13 protein-coding genes are annotated in these 11535 nt (G+C 71.8%); 6 read left to right on the top strand and 7 right to left on the bottom strand.

Annotated features, from left to right (window positions below; translation table 11 throughout):
• Positions 1–166: 166 nt before the first annotated feature.
• Both ACFZDA_RS41485 and hemC read left to right on the top strand, forming a co-directional pair.
• The gene (locus tag ACFZDA_RS41485; protein WP_391091740.1) at positions 167–1189 is read left to right on the top strand and encodes a questin oxidase family protein; all 1023 of its coding nucleotides are present in this window, start codon (positions 167–169) and stop codon (positions 1187–1189) included.
• Positions 1190–1258: 69 nt separating this feature from the next.
• Positions 1259–2194 carry a hydroxymethylbilane synthase gene (gene hemC / locus ACFZDA_RS41480; protein ID WP_391091738.1) on the top strand — a complete coding sequence of 312 codons (936 nt, stop codon included), beginning with the start codon at positions 1259–1261 and terminating at the stop codon, positions 2192–2194.
• 24 nt (positions 2195–2218) lie between these two features.
• Here hemC and ACFZDA_RS41475 read toward each other — a convergent pair whose 3' ends face one another.
• The 4 genes from ACFZDA_RS41475 to ACFZDA_RS41460 form a co-directional block, all read right to left on the bottom strand.
• Positions 2219–2740: a hypothetical protein gene (locus ACFZDA_RS41475; protein ID WP_391091736.1), complete on the bottom strand. Its 522-nt coding sequence runs from the start codon at positions 2738–2740 to the stop codon at positions 2219–2221.
• A gap of 192 nt (positions 2741–2932) precedes the next feature.
• Complete coding sequence (locus ACFZDA_RS41470) at positions 2933–3793, bottom strand: ABC transporter permease (protein WP_391091734.1); 861 nt, start codon at positions 3791–3793, stop codon at positions 2933–2935.
• Positions 3753–4610, bottom strand: coding sequence for an ATP-binding cassette domain-containing protein (locus ACFZDA_RS41465; protein ID WP_391091732.1), 858 nt, complete (start codon positions 4608–4610; stop codon positions 3753–3755). The genes ACFZDA_RS41470 and ACFZDA_RS41465 overlap by 41 nt, the downstream gene beginning before the upstream one ends.
• On the bottom strand, positions 4607–5062 hold the full coding sequence (locus tag ACFZDA_RS41460; protein ID WP_391091730.1) for a MarR family transcriptional regulator: 456 nt from the start codon (positions 5060–5062) through the stop codon (positions 4607–4609). Before ACFZDA_RS41460 ends, ACFZDA_RS41465 begins: the two co-directional genes overlap by 4 nt.
• Before the next feature lie 277 nt (positions 5063–5339).
• Here ACFZDA_RS41460 and ACFZDA_RS41455 point away from each other — a divergent pair, with 277 nt between their 5' ends.
• A complete protein-coding gene (locus ACFZDA_RS41455; RefSeq protein WP_391091741.1) occupies positions 5340–6131 on the top strand; it encodes a SigB/SigF/SigG family RNA polymerase sigma factor in 792 nt (263 codons plus the stop codon).
• 30 nt (positions 6132–6161) lie between these two features.
• Here ACFZDA_RS41455 and ACFZDA_RS41450 read toward each other — a convergent pair whose 3' ends face one another.
• Positions 6162–6482, bottom strand: coding sequence for an ANTAR domain-containing protein (locus tag ACFZDA_RS41450; protein ID WP_391091729.1), 321 nt, complete (start codon positions 6480–6482; stop codon positions 6162–6164).
• Between the two features lie 251 nt (positions 6483–6733).
• Here ACFZDA_RS41450 and ACFZDA_RS41445 point away from each other — a divergent pair, with 251 nt between their 5' ends.
• Positions 6734–7540 (top strand): VOC family protein, encoded by an 807-nt coding sequence (locus ACFZDA_RS41445; protein WP_391091727.1) that lies wholly within the window; start codon positions 6734–6736, stop codon positions 7538–7540.
• A gap of 1 nt (position 7541) precedes the next feature.
• On the opposite strand, the gene glgX is transcribed toward ACFZDA_RS41445, so the two are convergent.
• Positions 7542–9689, bottom strand: a complete 2148-nt coding sequence (gene glgX / locus ACFZDA_RS41440; RefSeq protein WP_391091725.1) for a glycogen debranching protein GlgX — start codon at positions 9687–9689, stop codon at positions 7542–7544.
• Positions 9686–10198: a pep a2 gene (locus tag ACFZDA_RS41435; RefSeq protein WP_391091723.1), complete on the bottom strand. Its 513-nt coding sequence runs from the start codon at positions 10196–10198 to the stop codon at positions 9686–9688. The genes glgX and ACFZDA_RS41435 overlap by 4 nt, the downstream gene beginning before the upstream one ends.
• Before the next feature lie 361 nt (positions 10199–10559).
• Here ACFZDA_RS41435 and ACFZDA_RS41430 point away from each other — a divergent pair, with 361 nt between their 5' ends.
• Together ACFZDA_RS41430 and ACFZDA_RS41425 are read left to right on the top strand one after the other, a co-directional pair.
• On the top strand, positions 10560–10895 hold the full coding sequence (locus tag ACFZDA_RS41430) for a DUF5133 domain-containing protein (RefSeq protein ID WP_391091722.1): 336 nt from the start codon (positions 10560–10562) through the stop codon (positions 10893–10895).
• Positions 10896–10968: 73 nt separating this feature from the next.
• Positions 10969–11535 (top strand): maltotransferase domain-containing protein (locus ACFZDA_RS41425; protein ID WP_391091720.1); only part of this gene is annotated, 567 nt, incomplete at its 3' end.

Raw genomic sequence — 11535 nt, 5'->3', positions numbered from 1 at the left:
TGTCGCAATCCACACCGAACCCGGAAGGCCCTCACTCGTTCAAGATCACTCTCCAGTGATCGCTGTCACCAACCTCCGTGGACAGAACACCTAGGTCACCGGCCGGGTCCGGCTTCCGCCCCGCGTCCGATCCGCCGGCGCGGGGCGGCCGCATAGCGTCCCGTCCATGGACGCACACGACACGACCGGGACACTGGACGAAGCCCTCGAACGGCTCCACGCCTCGGGGCCGGAGCGGCTCGGCCGGCTCACCAACCACGCCCCCATGGTGGTGGAGGCGCTGGCCGCGCACGGGCAGGCGGGCGCCGTGCACCGCTGGCTGGATCTGTACCGGCCCAGGCTGGAGGACTTCCCCGCGCCCGTGGCACCGGTGACCGACGTCAACTGGCGTGCGGCGCTGGGGGATCCGCGCCGGGCCGCCGACTGGATCGGGTACTTCGGACACGCCCTCGCCGAGCGGCCCTGGCGGGACGTCCTCGCGCTCTGGTGGCCACGGCTGCTGCCCGGGGTGTACGGCGGCTCCACGCACCCCGTCATCCGCGTCGGCCACGCCGTACGGGCGCTGGAAGCCGGCGAGAACGCCCCGCGCCTCGCCGAGCTCGCCCACGGGCTGGGCTACTGGGCGGCCCGGCACCGTCCCGTGTCCGGCATCGCCGTGCTGCCCGCCGCGTCGGGCGCGGCGCGGTCCCTGGACGCCGTGCCGCCGATCGCCGACCCCCGGGGCGGTTTCCCCGACCGCTTGGCCGCCGTACGACGGCTGCCGCGGTGGGCCGGCGACGTGACCGACCCGGACACGGCACGGGAACGCCTGACCGAACTGGTCCGGGCCGCGACCCATCGATACGCCACCCACGGCCACGGCGAGGAGACGATGCTGGTGCACGCTGCGACGGCGCCCAACGCCGTGCTGCGCACCCTCGGCTCCCTGCCGCGCGAGCTGTGGGCACCGAGCCTGCACGCGGCGTGGACCGCGTCCGCGGCGGTCACCGCCATGTACGCCCACGCCGAACCCCTCACCCACGTCCCCGCTCCCGGCCGCACCGCCGAGGAGGTGCTGGAACGGGCCCTCGCGCACGGCGACGAACACGTCATCAAGCTCACCGACACCGCCCTCGACGTGGGCGACGAGCGGGCGCTGGCCGCCGCCCTGCGGGCGGTCGAACTGAGCGAGCCGCTCGTCCTGAACTGACGTACGCCGAAGGGCGTTCGGGGGGAGGTACGGCACGATCGAGTCCCCGGGAGGGTCTATCGTGTCGGCATGTCCGTCCCCGAACTGATCCGTATCGTCTCCCGCGACTCCCCCATGGCACTCGCCCAGGTGGAGCGAGTCCGGGACGAGCTGGCCGCCGCCCACCCCGGAGTGCGCACCGAGGTCGTACCGGTGAAGACCACCGGCGACAAGTGGATGGGTGATCTGGCCCAGGTCGAGGGCAAGGGCGCGTTCACCAAGGAGGTCGACGCTGCGCTGCTGGCCGGTGAGGCCGATCTCGCCGTGCACTGCGTGAAGGACGTGCCCGCCGACCGGCCGCTCCCGGCGGGGACGGTGTTCGCCGCGTTCCTCAAGCGGGACGACATCCGGGACGCCCTGATCCACCCCGGCGGGCTCACCCTGGACGAGCTGCCGGCCGGGACGCGGATCGGCACCTCCTCGGTGCGCCGGGTCGCCCAACTGGCCGCCACGCACCCGCATCTTCAGTGCGTGCCGTTCCGGGGCAACGCCAACCGGCGCCTGGCGAAGCTGGCCGCCGGAGAGGCCGACGCCCTGCTGCTCGCGGTCTCCGGCCTGGAGCGCATCGGCCGGCAGGACGTCATCAGCGAGATCCTCTCCACCGAGACGATGATGCCGCCCATCGGCGCGGGCGTGCTGGCGCTCCAGTGCCGGGAGGACGACGCCGACCTGATCGACGCGGTGAGCGGTCTGGGCGACCCGGACACCCACCGGGAGACCAGCGCCGAGCGCATGTTCCTGCATGTGCTGCAGGGCCACTGCAACAGCCCCATCGCCGGGTTCGCGCAGGTCGACCGCAGCGGCGAACTCTCCCTGCGGGCCTGTGTGTTCACCCCGGACGGCAAGACCCGGCTGAACGCCCACGAGTGGGCGGGCCGGCTCGACCCGGCCACGCTCGGCACCTCGGTCGCCGTGGCCCTGCTGCGCCAGGGTGCCCGCGAGATCATCGACGGCATCCCGCACTGACCCGCGGGACGCCTTGACGCCGGATCAGGCGGTGCCTTCCCCCGCCTGGTTCTGGAGGAAGACGCTCACCTGGTGCGCCAGGCTGTCGCGCAGGGCGCCCTGCTGGGCCCCGGCGGGACCCTCGTGCGCGCCGATGCCGCCCGACCACAGCCGGCGGTCGGCCCACTCCTCCTCGACGCGCAGCTGGACCTGGACGTCCACGAGGCTGAGGGACGCCTCGGCGCCGGCCGCGTACAGCACGGCGGTGGCCCGGCGCAGCGGGTAGACGTCGAAGCCCTCGATGAACTGCGAGTTGCGCCAGTCGAGGAAGGCGCTCTCGCCGTCCGGGCCGAGACGCACGTCGATCTGTCCGTCCTCGAGATGGATGCCGAGATGCCGGCTGCCGCGGTTCTCGACGGTCACACGGAGACTGAAGTACGTCAGCCCCTCGGCGGCGTCGTCCCGGCCACGCGGCGGCTCGGCCAGTTCCAGACGGTGGACGCGGACGCGCAGACCGGCATGCTCGTCGTACTCCTGCCAGTCCCCGACCACGTTCGGCTCGTACACGCTGCACCCTCTCGACCTCTGGAAGCTGCTTCCTATCTGTGGTCCGAGCGCACTGTCAAATGAGCAGAATGCGCTGTGGCCTGGCAGTTCATCCCTTTTGATCGGTGATCAAGCCGTGCCCAGCGGTTATCCGGAGACATATGGAGAAAGCGCTTGCGGCGGCGTGCCGCACATCACTTCCCAGAGTGAAGATCAACGGGCCAGACGGCCCAGCAGGGCCGAAGCGGCACCGACGCCGAGCGCGGCGGTCACGCACAGCACGGCGAAGTCGGAGGCCAGGTGGTGCGGTGTGCCCAGGAGGAGACCGCGCAGGGCGTCGACCTCGTAGCTGAGCGGGTTGGCCTTGCTGACCGCCTGGAGCCAGCCCGGCATCACGGACACCGGGTACAGGGCGTTGGAGCCGAAGAACAACGGCATGGTGATGGCCTGCCCGAAACCCATGAGGCGGTCGCGGCTGAGGACGATGCCGGCGATGGTCATCGACAGGCAGGAGAAGAAGGCCGAGCCGAGGACGACGATCGCGGCGACGGCGAGCAGTTCGAGCGGGTTCCAGGTCAGCGCCACGCCGAGCAGGGCGGCGATGAGGAGCACCACGACCGCCTGGACGAGCGACTTGACGCCCGCCGCGAAGGCCTTGCCGGTGATCAGCGCGGAGCGCGGGGTCGGCGTGACGAGGAGCTTGTTGAGGATGCCGGCGTCGCGCTCCCAGATGATCTGGATGCCGTAGAAGATGGCGATGAACATCGCGGACTGGGCGATGATGCCGGGTGCCAGGTAGTCGACGTAGGGGATGCCGCCGGTGGGGATGGCCCTGATGTGGGTGAAGGTCTGACCGAAGATCAGCAGCCAGAGGGCCGGCTGGACCGCCCGGGTGTAGAGCTCGGTGCGGTCGTGGCGCAGCTTCTGCAGTTCGACCGCGCACATCGCGCCGACGCGGGCGGGCAGCAGCCGCCAGCCGGCGCGCGGCCGGGGGGGCTTGAGCAGCAGGTCTATGCGGTGGCCGGGGGCGGGGTCAGCCGACCCGGCGAGCGGTGCGGCGGGTGCTTCGGACATCGCGGAAATCTCCTGCCTCGTCGTCGAGACCGCTGCCGGCCACCTCGCGGAAGACGTCCTCCAGCGTGGGCAGCGTGTCCGTGGCCGCGCCCGCGGCGCGGCGGCGGGCGCCGAGTCCTTCCCTGAGCTCGGCCGGGGTGCCGAGGGCTCGGATCCGGCCGCGGTGCATCAGGGCGACCCGGTCGCAGTACTGGTCGGCCTCGTCCATGTAGTGAGTGGTGACGAGCACGGTCATGCCGGTGGCCGCGCGGACCGCTTCGATGTGGTCCCAGACGCCGGTGCGGGCGATCGGGTCGAGGCCGATCGTGGGCTCGTCGAGGATCAGCAGCCGCGGGGCACTGACCAGGGCCTGGGCGAGTTCGAGCCGGCGGACCATGCCGCCGGAGTAGGTGGCGGCGAGCCGGTCGGCGGCGTCGGTGAGGTCGACAGCTGCCAGGGCCTGGGCGACGCGTTCGGCCCGTTCCCGGCGGGGCACGTCGAAGACCCGGGCGAACAGGGCGACGTTCTCCCGCCCGGTGAGTCCGGCGTCCGCCGAGAGCTGCTGGGGCACGTATCCGAGCAGACGGCGGACGGCCATGCGCTCGCCGGCGGCGTCGTGCCCGAAGACACGGACCGTGCCGGCCGGCACCGGCAGCAGGGTGGTGAGGCAGCGGATGGCCGTGGTCTTGCCGGCGCCGTTGGGGCCGAGCAGTCCGAAGACCTCGCCCTGCCGGACCGTGAGATCGAGTCCGTCCACGGCCCGGGTCGCGCCGAAGGCGTGGACGAGCCCGGTGCAGACGACGGCGTCGGCCGGTGGTCGTCCGGTGTCCCGCGTCATGACTCCGCGGCCTCCTCGTGCAGGGTGCCGGCCAGCTTGCGCAGGGCCGGGATCGCGGCGTGCAGGGCCTGGCGGTCCGCCTCGTCGAGCCGCGCCACATGGCGTCGCAGAAGGTCGGCGCGGCGGCGGCGCCACTCGCGCAGCCGGGTCCCGGCGGCGGGCGTGGGCAGCAGCCGGGCGGCCCGCCGGTCGGCCGGGTCGGTCTCGCGGACCAGATAGCCCGCCCGCACCAGCTGGTTGACCAGGGTCGACACCGAGTTGGCCGCCAGCCCCAGGTCCTTGGCCGCGTCGGAGATGCCGATGCCGGGCCGCGTCACGGCCAGGCGCAGCAGCTCCACCTCGGCGCCGCGCAGCCGAGGGTCGGGCATCTCGCGGCGCAGGCGGCGCCGCATCGGCCGCTGGACCCCGACGAGCGCGTCGGCCAGCTCTTCGGGGAAGGTCTCCGGCTCCATGCGGCCAGATTAGCTCTGTGACAGAGGTAATCGGCCCAAGGCGGGGTCAAGAGACGGACGTGAAACGGCAGCGCCTCCCGGAAAGGCCCATGCACATGAATGGGCGTATTGTCGGAATTGTTTCGTGGTCTCCCCGCCCGGGAACGGGCGATGAAGTGCTTCGGACCGGAGGCACGTCCGTGGGAGACGCCCGGGCCCCGGTGCCCTCCGAGAGGTCCGAGCCCGTGCGCCCCCACGGTGTCTGTCCTTTCGGCACATGCTCAGGGAGGTGCGCACCATGCGTATCGCCGGCAGCACCAGAACGCACCCCCACGACGACGCTCCCGACACCGCCGCGGCGTTCGAACGTCTCGCGCGGCTGCCCGAGGGGCCCGAGCGCAAGGCCCTGCGCGACGAGCTGGTCGAGGCCTGGCTGCCCATGGCCGAGCGGATCGCCGTCCGCTTCCGGGGCCGGGGCGAGGCCCTGGAGGATCTCTACCAGGTGGCGGCCCTCGGTCTCGTCAAGGCCGTCGACCACTACGATCCGGCGCGCGGCCACGCCTTCGAGGCCTACGCCGTGCCGACGGTCACCGGCGAGATCAAGCGCCACTTCCGCGACCACATGTGGACGCTGCACGTCCCCCGCCGGGTCCAGGACCTGCGCAACCGGGTGCGGCACACCGCCAAGGAGCTGTCGCAGACCACCCCCGGCCGCTCCCCCACGGTCGCCGAGATCGCCGAGTACGCCCACCTCACCGAGGGCGAGGTGCGCACCGGCATGGAGGCGCTGGAGTGCTTCTCCGCCCTGTCGCTGGAGGCGGAGATGCCCGGCACGGACGGCTACGCCCTCGGGGACGCGATCGGCGGGCCGGACCCGGCCTTCGACACGGTCGTCAACCGGGTGGCCGTCAAGCCCTGCCTGGAGGCGCTGCCGGAGCGCGAGCGGATCATCCTCTATCTGCGGTTCTTCAAGGGCATGACGCAGAGCCGCATCGCGGAGCAGCTCGGTATCTCGCAGATGCACGTCTCCCGGCTGCTGAGCAGTTGCTTCGCCCATCTGCGCGAGGAACTGCTGACCGAGGCCAGGTGACCGCCCTTCGCCGGCGCCGCCGCCGGGGGATCACTGCTCCGGCGGCGCCTCGGGGATCTGGGCCGGTCCGGCGCGGTCGAGGGCTTCCTCCAGCTCGGCCCGTATCTCCGGGGGCATCACCCCCGTGCGTCCCCAGACGAGGATCAGTTCCGCGACGTTGCGGAGCTTGATGTTGGTGTGCTGGGAGACCTCCTTGAGGACGGCCCAGCCCTGGTCGGGCGAGATCCGGCCGAGCACGACGATCATCCCGATCGCCTGGTCCACGACCGCGTGGGAGGCGACCGCCTCCTTCAGCTGCCGGACTTCCTCCTGCAACTCGAAGATCCGCTCCGAGCCCCCGTCCGTGGGCATGGTCACCTCCGGGTCCGGTGCGCCGCCGTCCCCACGGCCTCGTGGGGTGCTTGAGTGCCTTGACGCAGTGTCCGACGCCTCCATCGTCGTCACTCGGCCCGCCCGGTGCCACCGGGGCGGTCCGGGCCGGTCCACCTCACCGTTTTGCCACCGTCGCCGGGGTACTCGGCAGGCGCCCACGGGGGTTCCGGTTGGACACTGGTGTCATTCCTCCGGTGGTGCCAGGCCGACGAGATCAGGACGCGACTGCCATGAACCACGACATCCCCACCCCGTCCGGCACGAAGGACGTCGTCTCTTCACACTCCGTGTTCGGCGCACCGTGCTGGGTGAGCCTGACCAGCAGGGACGTCGAGGCGACCGAGGAGTTCTACGGGGCCGTGCTGGGCTGGCAATGGCGGCCGGCGAAACTCGGCGACCGCTTCCGGATCGCGCTGGCGGACGGCTCGCCGGTGGCCGGGATCGCGGGGGTGGCCAGCATGTGGCAGATGGCGGTCGCGTGGACGCCGTACTTCGCCGTGCGCAGCGCGGACGACGCGGTGGCGCGGGTGCAGGAGCGCATGGGCACGGTCGCGGTCGGGCCGATCTCGCTGCCGCCGGGGCGGGCGGCGCTGCTGGCCGACCGGGACGGGGCGTCCTTCGGGATCTGGGAGGGCGACCTGTTCACCGACTGGGAGACCTGGCGCAACGCACAGCCGGCCTTCATCACGCTGCACACGCGGGACGCCTTCGACGCCGCCATCTTCTACGGCGAGATCCTCGACTGGGCGTCGGAGAGCCCCGGCTGCTGCGAGGTCCACTACGAGGGCGGGGAGGTCGTGCTGCGCAGCCGCGGTGACGTGGTGGCGCGGATCGAGTCGGGGGCGCTGGAGGCGGCCCCCGACCCGACGATCCGGCCGCACTGGCAGGTCCACTTCAGTGTCGACGATGTCGAGGCCTGCACCCGGGCCGCGGAACTGCACGGTGGCAGCGTGCTGTCCAAGGGCAGCGACGAGGCCGTCCTGCGCGACCACGACGGCGCGCAGTTCACGGTGACGGCGCGCCGGGGCCGCTCGTAGGTCAGCCGGCCTTGGTGCGGGCCGGCCGCGACAGCAGCACCAGGCTGCGTGCGTCGACCGTCAGCATCGTGCCCGCCTTGTGCTCCGCCTCGTCGGGCGAGCCCTCCGGGGCGGCGGTGTCGATCAGGGCCGTCCAGCGTTCGCCGTAGGCGGCGTCCGGGAGGCGGAAGCCGACCGGCTCCCAGTGGCTGTTGAACAGCAGGAGGAACGAGTCGTCGACGACGGGGCGGCCCCGCGGGTCGGGTTCGGCGATGGCGTCGCCGTTGAGGAAGACCCCGACGCAGTGGGCGTCGCCGCGCTGCCAGTCGTCGTCGGTCATCTCCTGGGCGTCCGGCGCCAGCCACACCAGGTCGGGCAGCGGCTGGTCCGCGCGGGTCATGGTCTCGCCGAGGAAGAAGCGGCGCCGGCGCAGCACCGGGTGCCCGGTGCGCAGCCGGATGACGTACCGGGTGAACTCCAGCAGGCCGCGCTGCTCCTCGGTGAGCCGCCAGTCGATCCAGGAGATCTCGTTGTCCTGGCAGTAGGCGTTGTTGTTGCCGCGCTGGGTGCGCCCGAGCTCGTCGCCGTGGCAGAGCATCGGGATGCCCTGGGAGAGCAGGAGCGTGGTGAGGAAGTTGCGCTGCTGGCGGGCGCGCAGCTGCAGGACGGCCGGATGGCGGGTGGTGCCTTCGGCGCCGCAGTTCCAGGACCGGTTGGTGCTCTCGCCGTCCTGGTTGTCCTCGCCGTTGTCCTCGTTGTGCTTGTCGTTGTAGGAGACGAGGTCGCGCAGGGTGAACCCGTCGTGCGCGGTCACGAAGTTGACGCTGGCGCGGGGCCGGCGCCGGCTGTGCTGGTACAGGTCGGAGGAGCCGGTCAGCCGGGAGGCGAACTCGCCGAGCGTGTGGTCCTCGCCGCGCCAGAAGTCGCGCACAGCGTCGCGGTACATGCCGTTCCACTCCGACCACAGCGGCGGGAAGTTGCCCACCTGGTAGCCGCCCTCGCCGACGTCCCACGGCTCCGCGATCAGCTTGACGCGACTGATCACCGGATCCTGCTGGATCAGGTCGAAGAACGCCGACAGCCGGTCCACCTCGTGGAACTGCCGGGCCAGGGTGGCCGCGAGGTCGAAGCGGAAGCCGTCGACATGCATCTCGGTGACCCAGTACCGCAGCGAGTCCATGATCAGCTGGAGCACGTAGGGGTGGCGCATCAGCAGGCTGTTGCCGGTGCCGGTGGTGTCGTAGTAGTGCTCCCAGTCGCCGTCGACCAGGCGGTAGTACGAGGAGTTGTCGATGCCGCGGAAGGACAGGGTGGGGCCCTTCTCGTTGCCCTCGGCGGTGTGGTTGTAGACCACGTCGAGGATCACCTCGAGCCCGGCCGCGTGCAGGGTCTTCACCATCGACTTGAACTCGGCGACCTGCTGGCCGCGGGTGCCGTGGGCGGCGTAGCCGTTGTGCGGCGCGAAGAAGCCGATCGTGTTGTAGCCCCAGTAGTTGGCCAGGCCGCGGTCGTGCAGCACACCGTCGTGGACGAACTGGTGCACCGGCATCAGCTCCACCGCCGTGACGCCGAGCGAAGTGAGGTGCTCGACGGCCGCGGGGTGGGCGAGCCCGGCGTAGGTGCCGCGCAGTTCCGCGGGCACCTCGGGGTGGGTGCGGGTCAGGCCCTTGACGTGCGCCTCGTAGATCACCGTGTCGGCGTAGGGCCGGCAGGGCCGGGTGTCGTCGCCCCAGTCGAAGGCCGGGTCGGTCACCACACCGAGCATGGTGTGTCCGGCGCTGTCGGCCGGGTCGGGGCCGTCCGGGTTGCGTTCGTAGAGGGAGGGGTGGTTGTCGATCTGCCCGTCGACCGCGCGCGCGTAGGGGTCGAGGAGCAGCTTCGCCGGGTTGCAGCGGTGGCCGGCGGCCGGGGCCCAGGGGCCGTGCACGCGGTAGCCGTAGCGCTGGCCGGGGCCGACGCCGGGGAGGTAGCCGTGCCAGACGAAGCCGTCGACCTCGGTCAGTGGTACCCGGGTGTGGGTGCCGTCGTCGTCGACGAGGACCAGCTCGACGCGTTCGGCGACCTCGCTGAAGAGCGCGAAGTTGGTGCCCTCCCCGTCGTACTCGGCGCCCAGCGGGTAAGGGCGTCCGCTCCACGCGGACGCCCCTTTCCGGGTCTGCCGCCGGGTCACCGGGCGTCCTCCAGGACCTCGTCCGGGGTGCCGGCCGGGCCGGCCAGCTGGGCGACGCGCACCTCGCGGGGCACGTCGAGGCCCTCGCTGAGGTGCGGGGCGGGCGCGGTCGGCACCAGCGGGACGCGTTCGCCGGCCCGGGCGCGCTGCGAGAACCAGATGACCTTGCTGCCGGTCTCGGTGGCGCAGCAGCCCCAGCCGTCGCTCATCGCCGCGAGGTGCTCCAGGCAGCCACGCAGTTCCTGGTCCGGGCGCAGAGCGCGGTCGTTGTCCCCGATGGCGGTGATCAGATGCTGGCCGTTCCACCACATCTCGATCGACGTGTTCTTGTCCGTGGCGTGCTCGTCGATGGCCTTCAGCAGCATCTCGGCACCGCCGCAGACGGGCTGGATCAGGTTGTCCAGGTCCCAGAATTTCAGGTGAGCGGCCAGAATGCGGCTGACCTGTCCCACCCGTTCCGGGCTGACTTCCACGTCGAGGTGGTAGTAGCAGGGCACTGCGGTCTTCATCGGTCGGCTCCTCACCGCGAAGCTCAGCTCCTTCTCGCTCCCGCGGTCCTGCGGGACGAGCCCCGAACACGGAACGTGAGCACGTATCGCTTCTGAGTCACCCTCAGCGTGAGGGTGCTAGCCCGTTCGTGCAACACGAGCGCACAGTTGAGGTGGCTGAGCGCCCATGTGAGCACTTCGTGGGCGTGTGCGGCTCAGCTCGGCCGCTATTGGTTGAGGATCCAACAAGACGCTGCGTCGTCACCCGTGCACCATGTGTGAAGAACTCGATCGCCGTTACGGATCCGTGCCGCTGTGTGCACGGCCGCCGTCCGACCGTCGGGAGACCGTGCCCCTCGAAGCCCGAAAGGTGATCGGCGCCATGCTGCTACCCGCCAAAGCCGAAGTCGCCCGGCAGTTGCGGCGTTACCGGGCCTGGGAACGCGTGATGCTCGCGGCACCGAACGACCGCACGGTGCGGACCACGTTCGAGGACTCCGGCTACACGCTCTGTGTGCTGATGGGCAAACGCTGCGCGCGGGAGGCGGCGGACGCGGCCGAGCGGTATCTGCGCACGAACCACCTCGAACCGCAGGCCGCCTTCGCGCAGGAACCCCAGGTCACCTGTGTGCGGGAACAGAACGACCGGCCCCGTCCGGCCACCGCGGTCCGGCGAAGACCGCCGGCGGCGGAGCGGCGCTCCCCCGCGGGACGGTAGCCGCCTTCCCGCACATCTCGTCCCCTGAACCGGGCCCGTGGCCCGGCTTTCGAGCACGGTGGAGGTGAGGACCATGAGGAGGACCCGGGCCATCGGCCGCATCCCGGTACGGGACGTCCGGCCGGCCGTGGAGAGCGGCAACCGGCCGGCCAAGGCTGTCGTGGGAGAGACGTTCGAGGTCACCGCCACCGTGTTCCGGGAGGGGCATGACGCGGTCGCCGCCAATGTCGTCCTGAAGGATCCTGAGGGCCGCCCCGGCCCGTGGACGCCGATGCGCGAACTGGCCCCGGGCAGCGACCGCTGGGGCGCCGAGGTCACCGCGGATGCCGTCGGCCGCTGGACGTACCGGGTGGAGGCCTGGAGCGACCCGGTGGCCACCTGGCGCCACACGGCGGGCATAAAAGTGCCGGCCGGCATCGACCCCGGTCTCGTCCTCGAAGAGGGCGCCGAACTCCACGAGCGAGCGGCGGCCGGCGTCCCCAGGGAAGCCGGCCGCGATGTGCTGCTCGACGCCGCGCAGGCGCTGCGCGACGACGCGCTGCCCCCGGCGGCGCGGCTGGCGGCGGCGCTGACGCCCGAGGTGGACGAGGTCCTGGCCCGCCATCCGCTGCGGGAGATGGTCACCACCTCCGAGCCGCTG

The organism is Streptomyces sp. NPDC007991, assembly GCF_042958445.1.
Lineage (GTDB): Bacteria > Actinomycetota > Actinomycetes > Streptomycetales > Streptomycetaceae > Streptomyces.
This window is presented reverse-complemented; position numbering and strand designations above follow the sequence as displayed.

Excerpts from the sequence above, each read along its gene's own strand:
- ACFZDA_RS41485 (WP_391091740.1), top strand. The coding sequence starts at position 167 with ATGGACGCACACGACACGACCGGGACACTGGACGAAGCCCTCGAACGG.
- hemC (WP_391091738.1), top strand. The coding sequence starts at position 1,259 with ATGTCCGTCCCCGAACTGATCCGTATCGTCTCCCGCGACTCCCCCATG.
- ACFZDA_RS41470 (WP_391091734.1), bottom strand. The coding sequence starts at position 3,793 with ATGTCCGAAGCACCCGCCGCACCGCTCGCCGGGTCGGCTGACCCCGCC.
- ACFZDA_RS41465 (WP_391091732.1), bottom strand. The coding sequence starts at position 4,610 with ATGACGCGGGACACCGGACGACCACCGGCCGACGCCGTCGTCTGCACC.
- ACFZDA_RS41460 (WP_391091730.1), bottom strand. The coding sequence starts at position 5,062 with ATGGAGCCGGAGACCTTCCCCGAAGAGCTGGCCGACGCGCTCGTCGGG.
- ACFZDA_RS41455 (WP_391091741.1), top strand. The coding sequence starts at position 5,340 with ATGCGTATCGCCGGCAGCACCAGAACGCACCCCCACGACGACGCTCCC.
- ACFZDA_RS41450 (WP_391091729.1), bottom strand. The coding sequence starts at position 6,482 with ATGCCCACGGACGGGGGCTCGGAGCGGATCTTCGAGTTGCAGGAGGAA.
- ACFZDA_RS41445 (WP_391091727.1), top strand. The coding sequence starts at position 6,734 with ATGAACCACGACATCCCCACCCCGTCCGGCACGAAGGACGTCGTCTCT.
- ACFZDA_RS41435 (WP_391091723.1), bottom strand. The coding sequence starts at position 10,198 with ATGAAGACCGCAGTGCCCTGCTACTACCACCTCGACGTGGAAGTCAGC.
- ACFZDA_RS41430 (WP_391091722.1), top strand. The coding sequence starts at position 10,560 with ATGCTGCTACCCGCCAAAGCCGAAGTCGCCCGGCAGTTGCGGCGTTAC.